This window comes from Pseudomonas sp. PDM30, from assembly GCF_019218985.1.
Lineage (GTDB): Bacteria > Pseudomonadota > Gammaproteobacteria > Pseudomonadales > Pseudomonadaceae > Aquipseudomonas > Aquipseudomonas jessenii.
This window is the reverse complement of sequence record NZ_JAHUWM010000005.1, coordinates 78,184-101,577: the sequence shown is the minus strand read 5'-3', so window position 1 is coordinate 101,577 and position 23,394 is coordinate 78,184. Positions and strand designations below refer to the sequence as shown.

Sequence of the window (23,394 nt, the reverse complement as noted above, 5' to 3'; positions counted from 1 at the left end):
CTCGCGAAGCCTTGGTACGCTACACCGAAAAAATCAGATCAGAATGAAGACCGCCAGCAACCCGGCAAAGATCGACCATTTTTGGAGGTAGTAAAGCTTGCGGTTGCGCTTTTTCAGTTCCTTGGCGCGCAGGCGAACCTTGTAGACCTTGCTGAACAGCCGGTTGATCCCACCGGTGCGGTCTCCGTCCTCGTTCGGTGCACCTGCCGCCGACATGACAGTGCGGCTGAACCAGCGATTGAATGCCGCTGCCCACCGATACTTCATCGGCCGCTCGACGTCGCAGAACAGGATGATGCGGTTGCGTGGCGTGGTGTTCTCTGCGTAATGAATGAAGGTCTCATCGAACATCACCGCTTCGCCATCGCGCCAATGGTAGTTCTGGCCATCGACATTGATGTAGCAACCTTCAGCGTTGGGTGTGTCCAGTCCGAGGTGATAACGGTACGAACCGGCATACGGGTCGCGGTGGCGCACCAGTCTGGAGCCCGGTGGCAACTCGGCGAACATCGCCGCCTTGATCGAGCCAATGCCCTGTACCAGTTCGGTGGTACGCGGGCAGAGCTTCATGGCCGACGGGTGGCTATCGCCATACCACTTGAGATAGAAGCGCTTCCAGCCGGTCTTGAAAAATGAGTTGAAACCGACGTCATCGTATTGGTTCGAACGTTTGATCTCGCCGGCGTGAAGCAAATTCTGGCCTTCGGCACGAATTTCTTCCCAATGCGCCTGCAGCGGGCTCAGGTCGGGAAAATCAGCCGGATCGAGATACGGTTTGTTGGGGATTTTCGAAAACAGATAAAGAAAGCAATTGATCGGCGCCAGGAATGTCGAGTGATCACTCAACTGGCGCCCCAGCTTGTGGCGCACTCGACCACGCAGGTGAACGTACGCAATAGAGACAACGTAGATAACGGCAATGATCAGTTTCACGGAAATCGTCACAGGTTGGAAATAAACAAACTGCGCCCTTTACCGGCATGCCGGCCCCCGGGTCTTGTGCAGCGACTGAATGCGAAACAGCGGCCCCTTGGTGCCATCGAACCACGCCGATGGTCGGCCTTCAGCTGATGGATGGCATTTTAGCCACAGTTTGTAACCAATAGTTAACCCGCAACTGTGAAAATGTGTCCGCAAAAACCGCCAAAGCGTTGCAGAGGCCTCATCGCCCTATCGTTTAAAGAGCCAGACCAGTACAATCGCCGCCAAACTTTACGCGCCCCCAGGTTGAGAGCGGGAAAATCCCCTTTCAGCGCACGTTGTCTCGGGCCAGGCGCGCCACATGCTGCTGTCCACTTGATGCCAGATGGATCTTCCACTGCCGATCGGGATGAATGTCCCGGGGGCCCAACAGTGGAAACAGGTACTGAACCGGTACTGCCGCAACCCTAGCTACTCTGAATGCTTCGCAGGAAAAACCTTTGATTTCTACAGCTAACATCACGATGCGATCTTAACGGCGCTGTGGAGTAGCTTCAAGCGTAGGAAAATCAAGGGGTTGAGCTGCACTGGATCGCATCAAAACACGCAAGAAAACGTCGATTGGTATCAAAATTGGTATCAGAGACACACTCCTCAGAGCCGGTGTGACGACGTCCACTTTTCCTCGGCTGAAAGACTGCTATCAGCTAGTAGGGCACCTTCAACGCAGTGCCCATAGCCAGCCCGAGCTACGCTCAACAGATTGCGCAGCCCTTGACGATTCTAGAGGGGGGCGCTAGGGCCACCAAGTAGCGCCTTGCCTAATGTCCTCCATCAACGCTTGTGTCAAGGAGACCGTTCCGACTTCCGCAAGTGCCGGCGCGACTAGCCGCAGCGCCGTCATTACCGTATCTCTCGACACAGACGGAAAGGCGGTCATGAGATCGAAGGCCCGCCATCTCTCTTCCGTTGTCCTGCATGTCGAGACGATTTGCGCTGCCAGGGGTATTCGCTGGTCAGCCTTTTCAGCAGCACAGGCTGCCAACGCAGCTTCCAGCAGCTCAGCCCTTTCCAACGGAGTCTTGGTCACTAGCGACAGGCGTGCGAGGGATTGACTGGTCTCCAATGCGCTTCCTGCACGTGCTTTAAGCTTCGGCCAAGCGATAGCCTGATCCTTAGGATCTAGCAGTTCGAAGCCGTCTATGAGTGAGCTGATGCATGGCTTTTCTGAGGCCATCGAGAGGAACCAATACTGACGCAGCAGATCTCGGCGCGGATCACCTGATGGCAAGAGCTTTAGACTCCGAACCATGTAGCGCACGCCATTGTTGGGGTCCTCTTGCGCTGCAATTTCCTCAAAGGCCTCGTCAAAGATATCGTACATCCCGAGTTGTATCGCGACCGGTAGCAAGTCGATTAATACGTGCACACGGATATCCCGCGTGACATTTACCAGACTTCTGCGCGCTACTTCGAGCTCCTTGGTTGTCCAGAATTCTGTTGCATACTTGGCGGCCATACCGAAGTGGAAGCAGGACAAACGGTCCGGTCTGTCCAGGATCCTTTGCCAACACTGCTGGAAGACGACCTTTCGTTTGTGCTGTGGAACCCTTGGCATCTCCCGGAGCATGGTGCTCACGCTATTGCCGGTATCCTGCACACATAAGATTGCTTGAAGCCCCTTGTCCGCAAGACCAGCTGTCGCCGGGAGTTGGTTCGATAGCTGCAGCAGCAATTCTCCGAAGTGCAACGCATAGTTAACCTTCTGGATATCGCCTAACAACACGCTAAACTCTCGCTCTTTCTCCGCCAAAGGCAATGTCGAGAAGAGCGAAACGAGCGTCAGGGCGCGCGCATAGTCGTCTTCGATGCAACGCGCATTGAGAAGTGCATCTCCGATTATCGACTGTCGCATAGTCGGTAGCGCTACGCGGGCCACTTCCATCAATGCGTGTGTGCGATTGTTCGCCGACGGTAGGTTCAACGCAAGCTGATGAACTAAGGAAACTAACTGCTGCCGCGCGTCGATCCGCACAATAGGTAGGATGTTCACCAGCGTGTCCACCTTCCAGTAGTCTGGAACGAGTAGAGGGGCCAAAACGGTCATTAGGCTCGTCTTGTAAGACTCTGTCGGCAAGCGGTGAATCGCCAAAATAGCAAGTGTTACCGAGGCTCTAGTGAATTGCTCCTGCCGAAAATGTGCTTCGATGTCCCATGGAGTATCCGTCACGTGATCCGCTTGAATCACCTTGATCTGCTGCGCTAGGCGAGCAATCCGCTCCTCCAGCCGATCCACACCGACCCAGTGGATAAGCAATCCCAAGGCCGTCACCATTTGGTACAAATCAGAGGAGGCGTCGACCAATCGCAGACACTCGTTGATGATGCATTCCGCGAGGCCAGGCTTATCTAATCGATGCAAAGTCTCGATAGTAGAAACCAGCGACATGATCTCGGAAGTCGCATTCTGCCCCCCCAGCGCTTTCGACATCGTTTCTGTTAGCACGGTGTCGAGCTGCACATCATCCAACACCGGGGCGAGCGCCACGATGATGCCTATGCGCGATAGACCATCAGCCTGCGCAAGCAGCCAGCTTAGGACTTTGTCTACGACTTCTCCTCGGCGCGGTTCAGGAAGATGTGGTGCCAGGCAAGCTAACTGATTATTGCGAGATTCGACGTCCACCGTCTGAAGTACATCCGATAGCAGCTGTTCCAAGTGTGTATCGGGCAAGCTTGGCGCGAGGGCCATCAAGTAACCAAATCGGTTCTCAGGTTGCTGGAGTTCGACAACATTAAGCGCCTGGCGCAGGGTAACCAATTGGTCTTGAAGTGCCATGGCGAGCAGTTCGCTCGGGACGTTGATGCCTTGCGATTTCACGCTGCCCACCAACACCGCGATCTTGATCCTCAATCGCAGCGCCCGGGTCGCTTCGTCGCGATAAGTGGCGCAGGGTTGAATGGCTCCAGAAGCGGCAAGCAGCGAGTCCGCATAGCCGGCGTAGTCTTTGTCAATTTGAAACCATGCTTGTCTCCAGCCTTCGGTCAGTAGAAGCTCGACGTCGTCCAGGGAGGCAGCTCCCGCGCGACGCAGGTGATCCACGTGGTGCTGCAGAACGTAAGTCGGCGCAGGCGCATTGGGGTCTGCGCCGAGGCCTTTGGCCACGCCCCGCCCCCATTCCAGGAAGGCATGCTCAACAGACTGCCGTGTGATCGAGTCGAATCGCTCCTCCAGAAGGTACTCGCCAAACTTCGGGTGGTTCAGCACATAGCCATGATCGGCACGTCCATCCCCCGCGATGAACCGCTTGAGCGGTTTGATGAATCGGTCCGAAGCAGTGGGTCGAGATAAGCCGCAAAGCCTACAGGTTAGATCGGTCAAGTGCGGACCTTCAATCGGCCCTAGAGCCATCGCGAGAACGGCCAAAGTCGTGTCCACCGCCTCCTGCCCCCCGTGCTCACCTAAACTCTGGGAATCGAATGCACGCGAAAAGTAGGCCGTGAAACCAGGAGACAGGCCGTCCAGGACATCCACGTAAATTCGCACTCCACTTCTTGCGATGGCGCTTAAATCCTCCGCATACAGTGCAAGTAGTAATGGCTCTCCTGCCGAGAGCACCATCAGTCGATCGATCAATGCATCGCACACCACTTCCTTGGCAATCCCAACACTTTCGAGGATGGGAGCGACCGCCTTCCGGTCGAGGACCGAGAGACCTCCCGAAACAGCCACGTCACCTTGCCAACCCAACCGCTTTAACCAGCCCTCGGGGCCTCGGTCACCAGCTTGTTCGCGGGCGCTGACCAGAATTCTGATGGTCGGTGGCAGCGACGGTGGGAGGAACGTAGGGTTGAAGCCAGCGCCCTGAGCCTCATCCAAACCGTCCACAACGATTAGCAAGTGTCGGGATTCTTTCACCGCCTGGTTCAGCAGTGCGGCCGATTTTCCCTGATAGTAGGTGTCCACGTCGGTAAAGGGCGGTGCCAACTCGATCTGCATCACACGTGCTAGTTGCGTTGCCAACAGAGCATAGAAGACTGACGGCCGATCGGTGCTGAACCGAAGGCTAATCGGCACGAACACAACTGCCCACGTAGCATCCGATACAAGACGTTCAGTCCACTGGACTAACAGAGCACTCTTGCCACGTGCAGTGGGAGCAGATATCAGATTCCGGCTAGGCGCAGCTGTGTTGAAGAGCCATGCGTCTAGTCGCTGGCATTCCGCATCGCGGCCACCGAACGGCTGCGCGGCCATCTGATCTGAAACAAGATAGTGTTGCCGAAAGGTTTGGATGAACCCACGGTATTGAGAAGCCTCGTCCAAATACTCCCACGCCCAGCCGGAGATCGCCGATAGTGGACCCTCGTTAGGCGTGGTTCGTAGTTCAACACAAGCCGTCTTCAAGACACCGGACAACTCATTAGCAGTCCATCGACCTTGACGTTCGATCAGGCCGTGCGCGGAAAGCTCAATTGCTGTCCATGCGATTTCGGCGGCGCGTTCATCAGCGCACAGGCGCAGGAGTTCGGCCTTGGCCGCCAATACCGAAGCGTCATCACGATTAGCACAGTGCACGACGATAATTCGCAACCTGCCGCAAACTGCCTGCACCGGTAACCCTGCGCTCTCCAGGCGATGCTTGAACTGACTCGTAATTTCGTCAAGTAAGTCTGCACGACCTTCGCCTAGCCGCACTATGCCTCGTGCCAACCCTCGGCGGATAGTTGTACTTGCGTCTGTGTCGATGACTAGGACACCGTAGGCAATCGTCCCCATGTGGATTCCATTTGCCAGCGACTCGAGCGCCCTCCACAGATCCTCGCCCCGCTTCAGCCCCTTCTTGGCTTGCGCCTCCACCACCAGATTGTTCGCAAGGACAAACCGCAGATCGTCACCTGGTCCGTTGGTCTCACACCAAATTTCAACCGGGATATCGACCTCCATCTCCTTGAGCCAGCCGAGCCGTCGGTGCCCCAGTAGATGCACCGCAGCAACTGCAGCCACTCGGGCGTGCAGATTCATCCCTCCGGCTGCAGCACTGCCGCCTGAGGCATTCGCGCGCTCTTCCGCACCAGCCGTTTGCTGTTGTGGCAATGGGTGTTCTACTGAGTTGGTCACCGCGGGTTTTGGCATTTTGCATTGGCTTCTTTATAGGCTTACTTCAATCAGTACTGATCGCATAACTGAAGAGACTCGTGAAAAGCAACACTGTCCTCTTCATAGCGTGACAAGTACTCCAATTTCCGGCAGGTTGGCGTGCGATTTGCCCCATTTTTGCCCCATAAAATTTTAGCGAGCTGCGCGGAACAACCCCCATAAAATCCTCGTATCGCGTTGAAGCCACCTCTGTACCACGCTTCAACGAGCCCCCCCCGGAAATTCTTCTCACTTCGATGTTGCGCTTAATTTCAACAACCGGCTTCTTGCAGAACTAGTTTTCAAAACCCACCATAACACCAACCTGGTCAAAGGTTGAGTTACTAAAGGTTAACCCCCCAATGGAAAGCTCCGACATTCCGCCATATACGTTAAACCCGATGGATCTTAGATCTAACTCGGTAACCACAGCTTGATCATCACCAGTCTGCTCAACCTTTAAAACTGTGCCACCATTTATTTTGACTATAAGCTGCCTCCCCATCTCTTCAACTCGAACAAGTGGATGACGAGAAATAGAGGAGTCCACCAGTAATATGTATTTTTTACTTTGGGGGGACTGAAGCGCTTGCAGCCAGATCTGTGGCTTTGACCCCTTACCAATTAACAATGGCAATACATTTTTCACTGCAATAATCTTGGTGCCACCCAACAATTTATTACCGCACAAAGACAATGTTCCATATGGCACATAACCTTTTGGAAGCTTATCAAGCTTGATCATACTAATTCCTTACCGGGTGACGGGTTTTAGGAGCGTTCTTAAAGTGCTCACTCATGGCTTTCATGACTTTTTTCTTGTCACTCGGTAAGCACAAGCCTAATAAGCAAAGCACTAGCACCACAACTACACCGCCCCCAAGAGTAACCCACTCCCCTTTACTTACAACATCATCGCCGCCAATAAAGCTTGAATACATTTTCGGAAAAATACTTAACGCGTATCCAAAAATGGCAAAACCAATATTTAGCGCCCATCCATAAGCAGAAACCCAGCCATTTTTCAACTGCATATAGTCAACCGCACTCAAAGTATAGTCTACCTGAATAGTTGCAAATGCTATTCCACTGTAAATATCATCCGTGACAATCGTTTGAGTTAAAGTCTCATTTTTAAAATTCGTCTTTGCCATCGGTGATCCATCATCCCGAACCGTAAAGGGCAGAAGTATTCGCTGCCTAACCTAAGTGATATCGAAAAGATACCACTAGCACTCACTAATTGCATCTGAAGACCAAGAACCACCAAAAATTGCATCAGAAGTACCTATCCGTCCTGCTTTTTGGACGAGTTAAAAAAGGCCCTCAAGGACCGTGGGCACCCAATTCATGATCACCAACTCACCGCTGATCTCTGCTTTCCCCTGCCGCTGATTCGTCGTGCTGTAACGGATGTCCACCGTCTCAAAATGGAAGCCCTCAAACACCCGCCGTATGTCCGGGTGATCGTTAATGCTGACCATCACCCTCCCTTTGCAGCGGCGCATGAAGTCAGCCATCCGCTCGTAGTTCTCAAACGGGAAGTCGACCCCATAGCCGGCGGTCTGCCAATAAGGCGGGTCCATGTAGTGGAAAGTATGAGCGCGATCGTAGCGCTCGGCGCATTCGAGCCAGGGTAAGTTTTCGACGTAGGTGCCCGACAGACGCTGCCAGGCGGCCGAGAGGTTTTCCTCGATCCGCAGCAGGTTGATGGCCGGGCCTGTGGTCGCCGTGCCAAACGTCTGCCCGGTCACTTTGCCCGCGAAGGCATGGTGCTGCAGATAGAAAAATCGGGCGGCGCGCTGGATGTCGGTGAGGGTTTCGGGGCGGGTCATCTTCTGCCACTCGAAAACCTGGCGCGAGCTCAGAGCCCATTTGAACTGGCGCACGAACTCTTCGAGGTGGTTCTGCACGACGCGGTACAGCGTGACCAGGTCGCCATTGATGTCGTTGAGGACTTCAACGGGCGCTGCCTGGGGTCGCATGAAGTAAAGCGCGGCACCGCCGGCAAAGACTTCGACGTAGCATTCGTGGGGCGGAAAAAGTGGAATGAGGCGATCGGCCAGGCGGCGTTTGCCGCCCATCCAAGGGATGATGGGAGAGGACATAGATAGCAAGACCTTTACTGTATATACAAACAGGTGCTAGGCTCGCCGCGCTTTGTGCACGGAGCAAGAGCCTTGGCTGGACTTGCAGGGACAATCTGCAGGGACGGCGGCCAGGCTGGGTGTTGACGCACCCAGCTCGGTCGCTCTTTTTTAACTTCAGTGTTGAGGCCACGAAGCCGGTATGGCCCAGCAGTTCGTCACCTTGATCTCGCCTAATCGTCACACCTCAACTACTGTATATAAAACCAGCATCTGTAAGGTGTGACCGTGGATCCGTACGAAATCGAAGACACCAGCGACTGGCTTGGCTGCCCGACGCCGCTCGATACCTGCCGGCATCAGCTTCGAATGCTCGAGAACGAAATTCAGGAACTGACTCTGCAACTGCGCCAAGCCCGGGAGAAAATCTTCAAGCTGGTTGAGATGCACGCCGAAGCTGCCAATGAGCGCGATACGCTTCGCTCTCAATTGGCCAACGCCAAAGCTGAAGCGGCAGATGCTCACAGGCTCGCAACTGAGATCGAAACCCGGAGCAACTGGCAGTTAATGGCCAAGGACAAGCACATCAGCGAGCTCACCGCAAAGCTACGTGCCCTCACGTGCAAAGATCAGCCCGTCGGGTTACCGGGCGACAGGTAAATCCGGCATCGGTGATGGCGACAATTCTTTGAGCTCGCGCCAGTCCCTCCTTAGTTACTCAGCTTGGGCTGCAGGATCACCCGAGCCAGCATCACCAGGATGCCCAGCACGCCATAGGCCACAGGCGGCAGTACCGCCTGCAACTGAGGCAGCAGCTGCTCAGCAATACCCAGTGCGGCAATCGCACCGCCAGCCTGAACGCTAGACATCTTCAACGCATCTTTCCAATTACTAATCAGCTGCATATTTTGTTGCCTCGGTTGGTTGGGAAACATTCAGGCCAGCGCTTTCAACGCGACCTGGAAAAACAAAAAACTTCAGTGCCACGGAGCTCACGGCACATCCTTAAAGAAAATGTGACGCCCGAGCTTCAGCGTCTGCTTGGCATCCTTAATCCACACGGGTGGTTTGGGCATGGAGGTCGCGTAGTAATGGGTCGCCCCGCCGGTTGGATCTGAAACCTTGTCCGCCATCACCTGGTCGGCAGCGATCTGCGCTCGAGCAAACTCGCGAAACGGAATCGGCTTGGCGCCACTCAGGTAGGCGTAATTCGGATCGTTCCTGTTCCAGCAGCTGAACTGGTACGGCTTCTGGCACACACCGGCATAGCCCTCGCCCCACCACGACTTGGCCTTGCCGTCGTTCACGCGGTTGCGGATGGTCCACGCCACGGCGATCTGGCCGGCCAGCGATTCGCCGCGAGCCTCCCCCCACAATGTGCGGGCGAGGATGTCGCGGTCTTTTTCGGTTTCAGTCATCACTATTCTCCAGACGAAAAAAAACCCGCCGGAGCGGGTCACAGTTATTGCTGCTGACTAGCAATCCACAGCACCGATGAATCCTGGAAGCGTCTTCAGGTGCGCATAGGCCTGCTCCAGCGGATTGCCGCCATCGATGTCATAGGGCGCTTCCTTGATTTCGCTTTGGAATACTTCGGCCTCAGGACTACTGCGGTACTGAACACCAAAGGTCATCATCCTGTTGCCCATGGCAATGGCTGGCATGACCGCCGTGATGTGGGCGTCTACGACGGTGATGCCTTTGAATTCGATGGTCTTCTTGATAGACATGCTCAATTCCTTAGTTAGGGATCCGGAGTGTTCGATAGCCGACACCTGCGGAGTCAGTAGGACCCAACTCAATGCGATCAAAAGAGGTCACACCGTTCTTGATCAGTTTGAGCGACAGCGCCGTTTTCCCTGAGGAAAGGCTCGAGTCATCAATCGATGCGACTGTCTCCAACGATTTGTTGCGCCAGCGGTATTTTCCGGAATCCCCCAAGTTGAAGGTGGTGTAGAACTGATCCGTTTGCTCGCTCGCGCCATTCGGCAGCACGCGATAAAACTGCTGATCGACAGTAACCACGAACTCTTTCCGCGTGGACACTTCGCTTGAGTAACCCGCCACAAAGTTACTGGAAAGCGTTCCAGCGCCGAACACTACCACCCCGGAGCTCACAAGCGCTTCGGGGTTAACGCCACCGGTGAGCACCCCGTAGTTATTCAGTCCGCCCTCGCCTGTAAATTCGAAAATAGCCTTGACCGTCGAGTAATAATTAACGCCTTCAGCGAAGCAGGCATTCGCCTTGCGGAAGAGATACAACGGATTAAGCACCGCAGCCACTGCGGAGAAATAGGGTCTCGGGTCAATCGATCGGCAATTGAGCGGCAGCAGTTGGCCGCTGGCCGTGCCGCCATGAAAAACAACTCCGGCCCCTTCGACATTCTCGAAGGTGGTGTTGTAATCCCAATTATCGCGCGACCACTCACCATACTGGATGACAGCGTTGAAATTGGCGGCATTGCCAAACTTGACCATGTTCGCACCCGCGCAGGTGTTGAGCTTGACCCCACGGGATTCGGTGTTCCTGCCGACTGCGAAGCCCACAGCGCTGTTCTCAGCCAGCGTGAAACCAAAGGCCTTGCAAAGATTGACCTCGCTTTCAAAGATACCGTCGAGCAAGAACACATCGGTTTTGATGCCATGTTGTGGCAGCGCAATCACCTGCTCGATTTTGACGCCTTGGCACATCTTGCCAGTCGCCACGCCTGTACCACCGCCGGCCTTGTTGGTTTTAAAGGCGGTACCGGAGAAGTTTTTGATATAGACGCGCTTTGCATAGCTCCCATCCCGGGCGCCAAACATGGCGACACCCGGAATATCGCGGCCACCCACATCGATCGTGAGCGCAGAAAGACCCAGATGGGTCGAGACTTCTGCAGCCGCAGTTGAGTCGCCCAACTCAACCACACAGTCACCGATGAACCCGGCACCTGGCCCACCCAGCGGGTCCAGGACAAGGCCGGCAGAGTCGATGCCGTCACCCACGAGCTGCGCGCCAGTCACTTTGGTCGTGATCTTGCGCTTGACCTTGAGGGGGTACGGAATCAGGACTTTCTTGCCCTTTTGCAGCGCCGCGTTGATTGCCGTGTCCCAATACCAGGTGGCCGGTTCGGCGGGGTCAATCTTGTCTGCCAGTGGGATGACATGGACGTGTTCCCAGACATTTAAGGTCTGAGCACTCAACATGCCGGCCACCGTATAAGCGCCCCGGCCGAAGACTCCACGCATGAATGCCACCATTCCTCCCCCTTTCCCCGGGTCAGTGGCATCACCAAGCTCGCTCATAATCATTTGCCCATCGGCATTTGGCGTAAGCCAAACAATGCCGGTGAAGACACGTTCGATGCCCATGGTGGTATTGAAATATCTATCCCCAGCCGACAGAGGCTGCCCCAGCGGATTGGCAGCGGGATCAGCCGCTAGAGGCCCGAAGTTTCGCCCTGCATAGGCTAAAGCGCCCTCAGCAAATGTTCTCGATGCTTCCGAAAATGCCTCTGCCGCATCCGCAGATTGCCGAGCCGAATTTTCCACCCGATCTAACAGATACCGGGTCGGAATTCTCTTTCCGGTATCAACAGCTGCCCCGTTAACATTCTGGTAAATCGCATAGGCGGCTTCATCTTCAGGGGCCACAACCTGAAAGATCTTGCCGTTAACAGTCGCAGCGAGCCCCTGTGCAACTGTGCGATAGACACCGTTGGTCAATGCAAGCACATCGTCGGGGTCCGTTATGACGATGTCTCGGATCAAAGGAGCCGAATACCCACCACGATGGATGTGCACATCGACTCGGTTAGTGCTTGTGTAGAAAAATACGCGGGCATTTTTGTCGGCAAGAAACGGATTACCAAGAGGTGTATTGCCTAATGAGTCCAAAAACAGCGCAGCACGTGCCTGCGTGCCACTCACAAACACATCTACCGTTGCGCCGGGCACCAGAGCGCCGTCCTCAGCCCGGGCGGCGAAGAATTGAATGGGTTGCATAATGGCTCTCTATTAGGTGTTAAAGGTGATCGCCGGAGCGAAGTTGAGCTGACTGCGCGTGCTACTCCAGGTATCGTAAGCAGCGGCACAGAGGAAATAGGTCGTGCCGGCAATCAAGCCGGTGATCTCCCCAGAACGGGACGCCCCCTGATAGCCAATCGTGCCGGCAAAGGTCGGATCGAAACCTGCGACAGTGGAATACACGAACATGTAACCGGCGGCGTCCGCTGCACTGCTGGCATCGCAGCTCACACCAGCCGTAGTGCCGCTGACCGCCGCCGCGGTGCCGGTCACCGCCTCCGGTGCCGTATTGGTGACCAACACTGAAGCCAACGGCGCGCTGCCGGCAGCGTTGCGCTCGATGATCTCCACGCGGTAACTGCGCAGCAGCGCGCCGTCGACCAAGGCGTCAGCCCGCTGGTAGGTGAAGGCCGTGCTGGTAGTCGATACCTGACGCAGCAACGCATTGCTGCCGGCGTTGCGGATCCGCACCAGCCGATCCTCCGCGCGAGCCCCGGCCGTCCAGCTGACGGTGAAGTACGGCGCTTCGAATGAGCCGACCAGCGCCAGGCTCTGCGCCGACGCAGGTACCACCCGCGCGGGCGACAAGGTGACGCTGTACGCCGTGACGTCCGCCAGATCCTCCAACGCCCGACCGTACACGTTGAACGAGCGAAACTTGACCCACACCGTTCTGCCGATCTGATCCCGGGCATAGCTGTATTTCCAGACCGCGTCGTCCAGGCGTACAAACGGTGCTCCGCTGGGATGACTGGCCACCGCCGAGCTCAGCCGCCCGCGTCGCAGGTAGCCCAACTGATAGGCCCCCACGCCAGTCAGCGTGGCATCGCGATAACTGAGCAGTTCTCCGTCCACCCAGCACAGGGTGGCGCCGCTATCCGCCTCGGCGGTCGTCGCGGCCGCCAGTTCGTCCGGTGCCGCCAGTTGCACGGACAGGGTATTGACCGTGTCCGGATCGTTGCCGTCCGCCAGGGCGGCTGAAAGCTGCCCCATACGCGCCCGACCATAGATGGTTTCAACCATCCGAAAGCTGTCACCGTCGGCACTGATCCAGATCTCACAGCCACCCCAGTTGGGGCTCGCACCGGCCACGGCACCCCACACTTGCAACTCACCGGCGAGCAACAGGCTTTCGGGTGGGTTGAACATGATCGGCGCCAGTACCGGACCGGGTGCGGCATTCTGATTACTTTGAAAACCACTTTTGCTTTGCACCGGGTAATTGGGCGCGCTGCCGACACCCAACAACGCGTCCTCGGCGACCACCGCCAACTTGCCCTCTTCGTCCTCCTCGACCGAGATCAAACGGACCAAGCGCTGCTGCAGGTTTAAGCCTGGTTCGGTGATGGTGACCAGATCCATCGGCTCCAGCAGCACATGTTGCCAACCGAGGGAAAACTGGTATTCATTGCGCACGTACAGCTTGCGCTGCACCAGCAACTGCGCGGCATGCGCGCCGATCGCCACCTCGCAGATCTCATAGGCCTTGATCGTCTCCATTGGCCGCGAACCGAACTGCTCGATGGCCGCCTGATCGGTGCCGCGCACCACATCGGTGTTGTACTCGTGAGCGCGATCGAGGATCTCCAGCGAGACTTCGTTGTAGCTGTCCGCCTGGCTCTTAATCTTGAGTGAGACCGGTGGCTCGCCCTCCTCGGCCAGAAAATCATCATCGGTCAGATCTGCCACTGGCGTGACATCCGGGTACCAGGTCACGCCGTTGCCGGTCACGACCTGATCGCCATAGGGAATGACCTTGAGCTGACCGGCCGACCAGACCAACTCGCTGTTGGTCAGTTGCAGCCAGCGAGCGATCGCTTCACTGGCCGGTGACTGCTCATCGAGCACCGGGCTCAACAACAGGTTTTCAGCCAAACAGTAATTGCGATAATTGCTCAGGTCGGCCACCCACCATGGGTTGAATCCAATGCCGTCCAAAGGATCGAGCAGTAAACCCGGCAAGAATTCCCCGGGATTGGCGTCCGGCAACCCCGGCACTTGATAGGGACCGTCCACCTCGAACGTGTGGTTCTGCACCCCGGCGCTATCGTTGAGCAGGTACCGACCGGCATACACATAGGCGGTGTCCGCGTAGGCGATGGCCTCGGCGGGATGCTTGGTTTGAAGAAAACCCCATACCGGTTGGTCCCGATCACCCCGGGCAAAGCTGAAACCCGCCTGAGCCAAGGCCGACTGAGTCACCCCGTTGATGACCTTTTCAGTAAACACTTCCTTGTCACGAAAAATGCGGTGAACCGCACCCAACGTCCCACGACCAATCGCGAGGATCAGCGCCGCGTAGTAGGTGTAGGTGGTGTCTTTTTGGGTCGCCCCGCCGCCGCCCTTGCCGCCCGATTTCTTCTTCGTGGTCTTCGCCACGGCTTCGAAGTCGGTGTAGTAAATCAGGTTGGGGCTGATGCGGTTTCGGCCGGCGATCCAGGCGATCGGCTTGCCGCTGGCACTGCTCTGAACTTGCAGTGCATTGATGCGCGTGGCGCTGGTGGTAATGGTACTACTGCTGCCCCCCATCGCTGACTCCATATAGATTGAGTGTGTAATAACGCACCAGCTGGCTGGCCAGCCGTTCCTCGCGCATGTCTGCGTATTCCACGCCGATATCGCGGTAGGCATGGATGACCCGGTGTTCATCGATCACCACGGCGCCGTGACTGTAGGTGCGGCCGAAACGCCACACCGCCATGTCTCCGAGTTGAGGCGTCTCCACGGGGTGGCCGTACCGATCGAGCCAGTCCAGATAACGTTCCTCACTGCGATGCAGGTGCCAGTCCTGGGCATAAGGTCCGGGGTCGATCAAGGGCATCAGCCCGACCGCGTTATAGACCTCAATCAGCAGCCAGGCGCAGTCGACACCGACACCCAGCAAGTGCTGACGGTGCTGGTACGGTGTGCGCAGCCAGCGTTCTGCCTCGGCCACCACGGCCGCCCGCTGCTGAGCTTCGAACGCGTTCATATCGACGTCTCCGCGACTGGGATGAAGGGCATGCCGCGATAACGCGCGCGGTTACCGAACTTGTTGGTGCAGGCATCCAGCGTGCGCGGGCAGCCCGGATAAATCAGGAACTGGTCGCCCGAGACGGGCACCGCGGGCACGCCGAGGATCATCGTGACCGCGCCGTCACCGGTCTGCCGACGCACCGTGCGGGCCACACCGGCGTTCGCCCCGTTGACGAAGCGAATCACTCCCTGGTCGAACCAGCCCTGCTCCGCCATCACGTTGGAGTTGATGCGCAGGGTGGTATTGCTGCCGGCCTGGACGGTGCCGGCTGTCTGGAACAACGCCCGATTCACCCCGCAATCGGCGCTGTACACCGTGCGCAAACACGACGGCTGATACACGCCCCGAGGGACTTTGGTATCCAGCAACTCCATCGGCGACTTGACTGTCACGGTTGCCTGCTCACGATCGACGGGATCGACCTCGGCCACCCGGCCGATGAAGCGCGTCACCGTTCCAATCACCGGCTTACCCCAGTCCGCCATGAAGGCACGGGCCAGATTTAACGTCGCGCCATCGAAGCCGCCGCCGGCAATGAAGGGCAGCACCGACTCCCCCAGCACCGTGTCGTTCAGGCCGGCGGTGAAGGTGACGTTCAGGGTATCCACCTCGATGCCGCGCACCGCACGAACCCCGGTGCGTTTGATCATTGGGCCGCTGGCCGAGTAATTCTGCCCGGCGTAGTAAATCTGTAGACCGGCATCGGTGTAGCGCAGCACTTGGCCGCTGGCCAAGGCAATCGTGTACAGATCGGCCATCACGAAACTGCGCGCCGTGGCCAGGAACTGCTTTAACTCTGGGCTGGCATCGATCATGGTTTGATACTCGTAAAGGCGACGTTTTTTATTTCCCAGATCGTCCGGAAAGGCTGTGCGCCATCCAGCGAGTCGGCATCGAAGGCACAGCGGAAATAGAAGGCGCCGCCCCACACCAGTGACGCCCCGTTGGGCGGTGGCACGGCAAAGGTGACCATACCCAGTTCATCGACGCTGTAGTCCAACGTCAGAACGCCATCCACCGTCAGTGCATCAATGTTGACAACGCCATACACCGGCTCGACCCAACCGCCGATAGCGCGGGAAAGCTGAAACCTGACGGTGGTACCGTCGCCGGTACCGAACTGTTGAAGTGTCACCAGGTGATCAGAGCGATCGAAGTACAGGAACTCGCCGAACTGCCCTTTGCGACTGTTGAAGAAGTCCACCAACCGCGACCATTCATCCAGCCCCGGCCGCTTGCGCACCGCGTTGTAACTGATCTGGAATGACCACAACGGTGCTGAGTAATACGCGGTGGTGCGACGTCGGCCGCTGGCCGCCTTTTGCACCCCCGTGCTCCACTCCGGTGCCTTTTTCGACAGCAGTGTTTGCCCCGGCATGCGCGGCAACACACCGCCGCTCACCTCACCCACGTCTGGATAACTGGCGATCCAGCGTGGTGGCCAGAACGGACCTAATGGCATGATTTCCCCCCCTATGCCTTGATGGCACCGTTACGCCGCATTTTCTGCATTTCCTCGGCAAATGCCCGGGCGTTGCGCCGGATGTCTGCCGGCGTCATCCGGCCGCTGTAATCGTTGTAGTGGTAGGTGCCACCGCCCCCCAGTTGCCCGTCGCCATTCGCCGCCTGGCGGATGACGTTGGCGTACTGTTTGGGCAGAACCATTTCCTGTTCGTGAAGCTGGGTCATTGGATTGGTACCCGCCGGAATGTCGTAGCCGCCTTCGGCCGACGCCACGTTTTTCACCATGCCAAACACGAAGGCGCCGGCCGCCGCAGCGGCAGCGACACCCAGCACGGGGCCGATGATGGGAATTGCCGACATGGCCGCGAAAGCGCCGGCCATGGCCTGCCAGGCGCTGGCGATAATGTTCTTCATCGTGGCCGCGCCCCAGATCGCCACGGACATCGCCGCACCACCCGCCTCCGCCGCAGTACGCACCCCGACGCCGGCCACGGTCGCTCCAGTCTTGGCGGTTTCCCCGAACATCCAGGCCATTACAGGGGCGGTGACCATGTTCTCGATGAACGCGTTACCGATGCTGCCAAATATCCCGTTGAGCAAACCTTGGGTGGACATAGTGCCGGTCAAAATGCCATTCAGGCCGCCAGTCCAACTGGAGCGAACACTGCCGACCATCCCGGTCCAGTTACTCTGAGACTCCATCGTTTGCTGACGGCCGATGACCGCCATGCTATTGCGGTGGGTCTGTTCCAGCGCAAGGATCTGTTGCTGCACCTGCTGCAGGGCGACCGGATTACGATCAGGATCCTGTTCCAGCAACTTCTTGCGCTGCTCCAGAGCAGCCGCTTCGATTGCGTATCGCTGTTGCTCGAACTCGGCCTGCGATTGCAGCAGCTGCCCCTGAGTGATCAGGTTCGCTTGCAGATCCAGTTGGGCCATCTGCTCGGCATGGGTAATGTCTGCGAGCCGCGCTTGTTGATCAGCCGCCAACTGTTGTTGCTTCATGTTGGTGATTTGCTGCTGCTTCTCACGCTCGATCGCAACCACTTCAGAGGCTGCCTGGCGATACTCTTCGCTGTCCTGTCCGTACAACTGACGGCTGCGATCAAGTACCTGCTGGGCGATCTGCAACCGGGCATCCATGTTGTTACGGTACATCTGAGCCTGCGCCTGCAGGTCTGCAAAAGCAGAACCTTCGTCCTGCTTACGCAAATTGGTCAGGGCGCCCAAATAATTGCGCTGCACGCTCAACCGCTCGGCAGCACTGAGATCGGTGCGCTGCAGAACTGCCTGCCAATAGTCGACTTCCTTCTGCAGGGAGAACTGCTGGAACGTCCCCTGCTCCGCCTGCTGCTGGGTGTGCGCAACCTTCTGCGCGTCCAAGACTTCCGCCCATTGACTGACCCGTGACTTGGAAGCGCCCCCAGCTGTTGGCGTGTCCGGCTTGGCTGGTGGTGGTGGCGTGCTCCCCTTCTCCAGCTCTTTACGGTGCTCAATGGCCGCCGCGTAAGCCGTTTCCAGCTTTGTCAGACGCATCACTTCCAGGCCGTAGGCCGTCGGGCGCTGCTGTGCCTGCTGCTGGGTAGAAAGACGGGTATCGCCCGTGGCCGCCATCTCGGCGACTTTACGTCGCTGCTCTTCGATTCGAGCCAATCGCGCCTTCATGCCGGCATCGACCTGATCGATCTTGTTGGAGGTCAACTGCATGGCTTCCAAGAGCAACCGCTCTTCCTGCAACGAGCCCTCCAACTGCGCTTTACCGCCGCCACCGCGCGCACCTTTGTTACCCAGATTTTCCAGCATGGCCTCAAGGCGCTTGACGTTCCCGGCGACTTCATCAACGGTGACACCGGCCCCTGTCAGCCCCTTCAATACACCGGTGAACCAACTCGCTGTCTCGGCCAAGGTTTTGTTCAGGCTGATAAACGCCGGCTCAAGAATGGTACCGAGGGTGACTTTGAGTTCGTTACTCTTGGTGTCCAGTTCGGCCTGACTGCCTGTCAACCCTTTGGATGCCTTGTCGGCATTACCCACCTGGGCTTCGGTCTCTTGGAGGATTCCGTTTATTTCGCCAAATCGTTTTTGAGCATCCGTTAATTTGTCGCGGGTGGTACCAATGGTTTTGGCGTATTCCTCCCACATTTTTGCAACGTTTTTCGTGACACCGGCATTGTCGACCAAGGCAGAGTTTTCATTCTTGAGACCTTCGGTAGCACCGACTACGGCCTCAGACATGCTGAGGTTCGCCTGCCGGTTAAATGCAGCTGCATCTTTCAGACGGCTGATCACTGCCACCGCCTGATCAATGCTGTAACCACGACTCAGCAGGTTCTGCAGCGACTTTGCCGCATCACTTACGCTGATCAATCCGTCAGCCGACAGCTTTTGCGCTTCGTCCATTGCCCGACCGATACCGACGCCAGCATGGTTGGCCACAGCCTCCAGGCCGCGATAGGCTGACTGCTGTTCGAGCAGCGCCGCCTTGCTGTCACTGACAAAATCCTTGATCGCAACCGCCGAAAACACCGCCGCCATTGAAGCGCCCAAAGCCAGCATGTCATCTTTGATTTTGGCTCCGACAAAGCCAAAGGCATCATTGGCCGCCGAACCCAACCGACTGATCTGGGTCTGGCTGCCCACCATATCGGTGTTGATTGCCCTCAACTCGCGATTGAAGGTACTTCGCGCATCACGCATGTTGCGCTCGATGCTTTCTACCGCACGATCAAAACCCTGAGTACCAGCAGTAAACTGGTACGCGATGTTCCTATCCATACCGGCACCCAAAATGCAGACAATAAAAAACTCCGCCATGGCGGAGTTTGTTGGACCAGCTTTAAATCACTTACTGCAAACTGCCTGATAAACACCTTCAAAGGTTGATGGCGAATCGGCTTTAAACCGAACACTGCTCCCGGTGCTGAAGAATTTTTCAAACCCAGCGTAACCGCCATAACCATTTTTAGAATTCACTTCACCGCAGATTATCGTGGCGCCGTTTTCCAATTTATGCGGTTCAAGTTTCTGAAACTTCGCAGCATCAGGATCCTTCAAGCGTGCACGCACCAGCTCGCGCGCTTTCTCCTTAAGCAAATACACTTCCGTGGTCTCGGCCTGGGCCGAGCCAGCAGCTAGCAACAACAAAAACAAAACTCCATTACGCATAGGTAGCCTCCCTGTTAAACGTCGGAGAAGGCTACCGGTAGCTGCTATCAGGGTCCAGTTTCTAACTCAATGGACAAAACGCATCCAAAGCACCGCGCAAGTGCTCTGGCAGTTCGCTACGCATATCCGCGGCGAATGCCGCCATGTTGGTAGCCAAGTCTGGGGCACCGGTGACCGACTGAGTCGGCTTGTACCCCAGGTACCCTGCCACCAGCACATGAACGGGCGGATGGTGATTCCAGTAGTCCGTCATGTGGCCCACCATGACCATGTCCCAATCACGCCGAAGCGTGACCGGACTCTGGCCTGTGCAGGCGATCAGGTGTGCGTAGAGCTGGCCCCAGTCGAGGGGGCCAGAGCTTCCCCCGACTCGTTCACTGGTTGCGCCTCCATCCCTGAGGCGCTCATGACCGCGTCCAAGGCGGCACGCATATTCTTCAGGTCCAGAAGGCTCGCCACTTCAGAACGATCCATGTCCGGATAGTTGCGCCGTAAGGCGGCATGCGTGGCGTCAATGACGGTGGCGATGCTGTCCTTGTCCATTCGACCGGACATGACGTTATTGATGCGCTCTAACAGCTGCTCCAGGTCCCCCAGCGCCATGGGTGGGATCACCAGTGTTTTGCCCGGAAACGGGAACTCAACACCAGGTACGTTGACGGGCGTCATTCGCTGGCACTCCAGTAAACGACCTCACCGAACTCATCGGCGTAACCGGTGAATTCGAAGTCGGGGATGGTGTAGTCATCCTGCTTGGTCGCAATCCCCAGCTTGTTGCTGACGAAGTTCGGAACCCGGACATAAATCGATTTACCCTTGTACTTCAGGTACAGCTCGCCCTGAAACACCGGCATATCGCCCATCGGCAGGTTACGCACGGACAGACTTTTGCCGGTGGCCACCGAGTAGCGATAGTCGATAAACACCGGGGTATTGGCGTCCGCCACCGCAAAGCCGTACTCGCCGGTCGTGGCGTCGTAGGTGTACTGGCCTGTGACTGGCGCAGTCAGGACGCGTTGAAAAGCCACCGCCCCACCGCCGCGAACACCCAGGTCACCGGCCAACAAACCGCCCGCCGGTGGATCGACAATGATTTTGCCCCCTACGGGGATAGGCGTCGGTGTGGTTGCGTGATGCACCAACACTTGACCGGGCTGCAACTGCTGACCAAACACCAGGGCATTCCATTGCGAAAGGCTGATCTGCGCCGCCTTGGCCTTGCCGGACAGCTTGCCCTGACCACGCGCCGCATCGACCGCGAACTGTTCGCCGCCGAACAACTCTTTCGAGTCGAAGGACAGGTCAATCGACGCTTCTTGCATGATGCCCAGCAGGATGGGGGTTGGTGCTGCCAACGCATTGCCATAGGCGTCCATCAGCGGGGTGGCATAAAACAGCCCGCTACCGAATGCAATTTGCATAGGAGGTATTCCTCAATAAATAGTGGGTCCCGACAACAAATCGCCGGTGTTGCACAGATAGGTGAAGCGGTAGCGCACCATGCAGTTGCCCGCGGTGTTGTCGCCGTCGTCCTCGATCCAGTCGATGTAGAAACGTTGAATGCGGTCAGCCTCGGGAAAGGCGTCCTCCTCCATCAGGACCGCGTGCACAGCAACCTTGACCAGATCCGCGACCTGGTCCCAGGCATCGCCCGTGGTGGTGTCCTCGCGAGCGAGGATTTCCACCGACAGCTCAAACTGGTTGCGGTCCACCGACTGGCTTTCGCGTTCGGTGGTTTCCAGGTTCGGACGAATCACAATGGCCGGCGACATGTCCCGGGTGATTGCTTCCGTACGACTGCGAAACACCCGGTCGCCGGCCAACGTACCGGCGCCAAGAATCAGCACCTTCGCCCGATCGACGATGCGCTCTTGAATGGAAGGCATAGGGTTAGACCTTGGTGAGTGAAGCGAGACTGAACGCCCCGTCATCGATCATCAGCCGGTCGCGTACCCTGTAGGACACGCCACCCACGCTGATCAACTTGCCGTTGACGATGCCCAGGCGCTCAGCCTCGGCGGTGATGATCAGGATTTCGTAGTAGGTCGACTGACTGTTGATACCGGCCATGGCGCGGATCTCATCCGGCATGTCCCGCACCGCCAGGAAGGGCTGGCCGTCGACTAGGCCACCCACATTGAAATCCTCGAGGAAGGCCGAAAGGTCCTCCTCAAACATCGCCTTCAGCCTTGGCCGGACCGGCTTTTTTGGTCGACTCGGCGGGGGAAACTTCGCTCAGCTGGTTACGGAAACGCTCCGCAACGTCGACCGGCAACTCGATCGTCCCACCGACTTCGACCAACTCGTCGTTGGGCTTGCGGAATGAACCGCTGAGCACTCGGTAGGATTTATTCGCCATTGCCGCCCCCTGCATCCTTTTCGACCTTGGTGACCTTCTGAGCCAGCGCCTTGTCCGGCTCACCGGGGATGACAATCACCTCCCCCTTCTTGAACTGGACCGGGCTGATGATCTCGTAACGGCCTTTCTTGAGCTCCTGCAGGCAGTGCGCTCGCGCACCGGCCTGAGCAGCCGTCAGGATCAGTTCGCCACCGAACAAGGTGATGTTCTGATCGACTGTGTATTTCGGCATCGTGATGTCCTCGAATGAGGTGCAAGCCCGAAGGCTTACACCAGTTGGTTCAGGACGGCGTACTGCCAGCGCCCGAAACCGACGTTGCGCCAGGTGTCGACGCCGTATTGGTGCGCGTCGTTGTCGAACTCGTACTCCGAGCCTTCGGCCTTGGCCTTCATCACCACGTCGGTTTCCTGCTGACGAATGAACGACTTCAGGCGCCCATCGGTGCGGAAGGTCACGAACTTGTCGGTCCAGGCATTCAGGCGGACGTTACCAATCACCCGCACGTTGACATTGTCCGGCATGACGATCTCGCTGATGTTGGTACCGCGCGGTACTGTCAGCGCCGACTGGGCCACGCTCAGCAAACCGAAAGGCACCATCACCAGGAACTCGCGGGCCAGTTCGTTGATTGGCTCGCCCTGATCGTCCTTGAGGCTGGTCAGCTGGGTGACCGACTTAGCCACGGCCTGCTGAAACTCTTCAGGGCTTGGACGCGATGGGGTGCCGTGCAGCGTGGCTGCCAGCTCGCTGATGTCCGTGGTGATCTTGTTCGACTGCGGGCCGCTGTTGCCCTCTTCGTGATCGGTATCGAAGAAGTACTGGCCGTCGTAGCAGATCTGGCTTTCGCCGTTCAGCACCAGAGCCGACAGCAGACGGGCCCAGTGCGAGTTGGTGCGATCGGCCAGCTCACCGAGACGAATGCGCAGCTGCCCGGTTTTGTCGCGGCGCAGCTCCTTGACCAGGACCTCGATCGTCGCTTCGTAGTGCAGGTTTTCAATTTCGAGGTCAGCGCTCACAAAGCCCTTGGCGTGGCGACCGCCGATCCACTCACGCAGCGTCGGTACCGCGCCGATCCACGGATAAGTTTCCTTCGCCTGGTCGGAGTCAAAGAGGTTGGAGATCAGATCGATCCAGGTCGCCCCGGCGTTTTGTTCGAGCAGCTCGTAAAACGTGCCAATGACGGCACGGCTGGAAAGTACTTCAGCACCCATGGGTGTATCTCCTGATGAAAGA

At 57.3% G+C, this 23,394-nt stretch carries 23 protein-coding genes; 1 reads left to right on the top strand and 22 read right to left on the bottom strand.

Going from position 1 to position 23,394, the window contains the following annotated elements; translation table 11 throughout:
- Nucleotides 1–33: 33 nt before the first annotated feature.
- From lpxO to KW840_RS13990, 5 genes are all read right to left on the bottom strand, one after another.
- Nucleotides 34–933: a lipid A hydroxylase LpxO gene (gene lpxO, locus KW840_RS14010; protein ID WP_090455335.1), complete on the bottom strand. Its 900-nt coding sequence runs from the start codon at nucleotides 931–933 to the stop codon at nucleotides 34–36.
- 784 nt (nucleotides 934–1,717) lie between these two features.
- Entirely contained in the window at nucleotides 1,718–5,947 is a 4,230-nt protein-coding gene (locus KW840_RS14005) for a hypothetical protein (protein ID WP_218495686.1), read from the bottom strand.
- Nucleotides 5,948–6,356: 409 nt separating this feature from the next.
- On the bottom strand, nucleotides 6,357–6,806 hold the full coding sequence (locus KW840_RS14000) for a hypothetical protein (protein ID WP_218495683.1): 450 nt from the start codon (nucleotides 6,804–6,806) through the stop codon (nucleotides 6,357–6,359).
- Between the two features lies 1 nt (nucleotide 6,807).
- The gene (locus KW840_RS13995; RefSeq protein ID WP_218495680.1) at nucleotides 6,808–7,215 is read right to left on the bottom strand and encodes a hypothetical protein; all 408 of its coding nucleotides are present in this window, start codon (nucleotides 7,213–7,215) and stop codon (nucleotides 6,808–6,810) included.
- Nucleotides 7,216–7,374: 159 nt separating this feature from the next.
- Complete coding sequence (locus KW840_RS13990; RefSeq protein ID WP_218495677.1) at nucleotides 7,375–8,169, bottom strand: DNA adenine methylase; 795 nt, start codon at nucleotides 8,167–8,169, stop codon at nucleotides 7,375–7,377.
- A gap of 267 nt (nucleotides 8,170–8,436) precedes the next feature.
- Here KW840_RS13990 and KW840_RS13985 point away from each other — a divergent pair, with 267 nt between their 5' ends.
- Nucleotides 8,437–8,808 (top strand): hypothetical protein, encoded by a 372-nt coding sequence (locus KW840_RS13985; protein WP_256353319.1) that lies wholly within the window; start codon nucleotides 8,437–8,439, stop codon nucleotides 8,806–8,808.
- 50 nt (nucleotides 8,809–8,858) lie between these two features.
- On the opposite strand, the gene KW840_RS13980 is transcribed toward KW840_RS13985, so the two are convergent.
- The 17 genes from KW840_RS13980 to KW840_RS13900 all read right to left on the bottom strand — a co-directional run bounded on the left by KW840_RS13980 (nucleotide 8,859) and on the right by KW840_RS13900 (nucleotide 23,372).
- Nucleotides 8,859–9,017: a hypothetical protein gene (locus KW840_RS13980; protein ID WP_256353318.1), complete on the bottom strand. Its 159-nt coding sequence runs from the start codon at nucleotides 9,015–9,017 to the stop codon at nucleotides 8,859–8,861.
- Between the two features lie 123 nt (nucleotides 9,018–9,140).
- Entirely contained in the window at nucleotides 9,141–9,566 is a 426-nt protein-coding gene (locus KW840_RS13975) for a cell wall hydrolase (protein ID WP_218495671.1), read from the bottom strand.
- A 57-nt stretch (nucleotides 9,567–9,623) separates the two neighbouring features.
- Entirely contained in the window at nucleotides 9,624–9,878 is a 255-nt protein-coding gene (locus KW840_RS13970) for a hypothetical protein (RefSeq protein ID WP_218495668.1), read from the bottom strand.
- A gap of 10 nt (nucleotides 9,879–9,888) precedes the next feature.
- Nucleotides 9,889–12,135, bottom strand: a complete 2,247-nt coding sequence (locus KW840_RS13965; protein ID WP_218495666.1) for a hypothetical protein — start codon at nucleotides 12,133–12,135, stop codon at nucleotides 9,889–9,891.
- A 12-nt stretch (nucleotides 12,136–12,147) separates the two neighbouring features.
- Complete coding sequence (locus tag KW840_RS13960; protein ID WP_218495664.1) at nucleotides 12,148–14,685, bottom strand: phage tail protein; 2,538 nt, start codon at nucleotides 14,683–14,685, stop codon at nucleotides 12,148–12,150.
- Nucleotides 14,669–15,127: a hypothetical protein gene (locus KW840_RS13955; protein ID WP_218495663.1), complete on the bottom strand. Its 459-nt coding sequence runs from the start codon at nucleotides 15,125–15,127 to the stop codon at nucleotides 14,669–14,671. Before KW840_RS13955 ends, KW840_RS13960 begins: the two co-directional genes overlap by 17 nt.
- Nucleotides 15,124–15,987 (bottom strand): DUF2163 domain-containing protein, encoded by an 864-nt coding sequence (locus tag KW840_RS13950; protein WP_218495662.1) that lies wholly within the window; start codon nucleotides 15,985–15,987, stop codon nucleotides 15,124–15,126. The genes KW840_RS13955 and KW840_RS13950 overlap by 4 nt, the downstream gene beginning before the upstream one ends.
- A complete protein-coding gene (locus KW840_RS13945; protein ID WP_218495661.1) occupies nucleotides 15,984–16,634 on the bottom strand; it encodes a DUF2460 domain-containing protein in 651 nt (216 codons plus the stop codon). The genes KW840_RS13950 and KW840_RS13945 overlap by 4 nt, the downstream gene beginning before the upstream one ends.
- An 11-nt stretch (nucleotides 16,635–16,645) precedes the next feature.
- The gene (locus KW840_RS13940) at nucleotides 16,646–19,450 is read right to left on the bottom strand and encodes a hypothetical protein (RefSeq protein WP_218495655.1); all 2,805 of its coding nucleotides are present in this window, start codon (nucleotides 19,448–19,450) and stop codon (nucleotides 16,646–16,648) included.
- A gap of 27 nt (nucleotides 19,451–19,477) precedes the next feature.
- Nucleotides 19,478–19,801, bottom strand: a complete 324-nt coding sequence (locus KW840_RS13935) for a hypothetical protein (RefSeq protein ID WP_218495650.1) — start codon at nucleotides 19,799–19,801, stop codon at nucleotides 19,478–19,480.
- Between the two features lie 318 nt (nucleotides 19,802–20,119).
- On the bottom strand, nucleotides 20,120–20,470 hold the full coding sequence (locus KW840_RS13930) for a hypothetical protein (RefSeq protein ID WP_218495649.1): 351 nt from the start codon (nucleotides 20,468–20,470) through the stop codon (nucleotides 20,120–20,122).
- Entirely contained in the window at nucleotides 20,467–21,222 is a 756-nt protein-coding gene (locus KW840_RS13925) for a hypothetical protein (RefSeq protein ID WP_218495648.1), read from the bottom strand. Before KW840_RS13925 ends, KW840_RS13930 begins: the two co-directional genes overlap by 4 nt.
- 12 nt (nucleotides 21,223–21,234) lie before the next feature.
- Entirely contained in the window at nucleotides 21,235–21,687 is a 453-nt protein-coding gene (locus KW840_RS13920) for a hypothetical protein (protein ID WP_218495647.1), read from the bottom strand.
- A 4-nt stretch (nucleotides 21,688–21,691) separates the two neighbouring features.
- Nucleotides 21,692–21,937 (bottom strand): hypothetical protein, encoded by a 246-nt coding sequence (locus tag KW840_RS13915; protein WP_218495646.1) that lies wholly within the window; start codon nucleotides 21,935–21,937, stop codon nucleotides 21,692–21,694.
- A gap of 34 nt (nucleotides 21,938–21,971) precedes the next feature.
- Nucleotides 21,972–22,160, bottom strand: a complete 189-nt coding sequence (locus KW840_RS13910) for a hypothetical protein (protein ID WP_218495645.1) — start codon at nucleotides 22,158–22,160, stop codon at nucleotides 21,972–21,974.
- Nucleotides 22,150–22,392 carry a hypothetical protein gene (locus tag KW840_RS13905; protein WP_218495644.1) on the bottom strand — a complete coding sequence of 81 codons (243 nt, stop codon included), beginning with the start codon at nucleotides 22,390–22,392 and terminating at the stop codon, nucleotides 22,150–22,152. The genes KW840_RS13910 and KW840_RS13905 overlap by 11 nt, the downstream gene beginning before the upstream one ends.
- A 35-nt stretch (nucleotides 22,393–22,427) precedes the next feature.
- Nucleotides 22,428–23,372 (bottom strand): Mu-like prophage major head subunit gpT family protein, encoded by a 945-nt coding sequence (locus KW840_RS13900; RefSeq protein ID WP_103393070.1) that lies wholly within the window; start codon nucleotides 23,370–23,372, stop codon nucleotides 22,428–22,430.
- Nucleotides 23,373–23,394 lie beyond the last annotated feature (22 nt).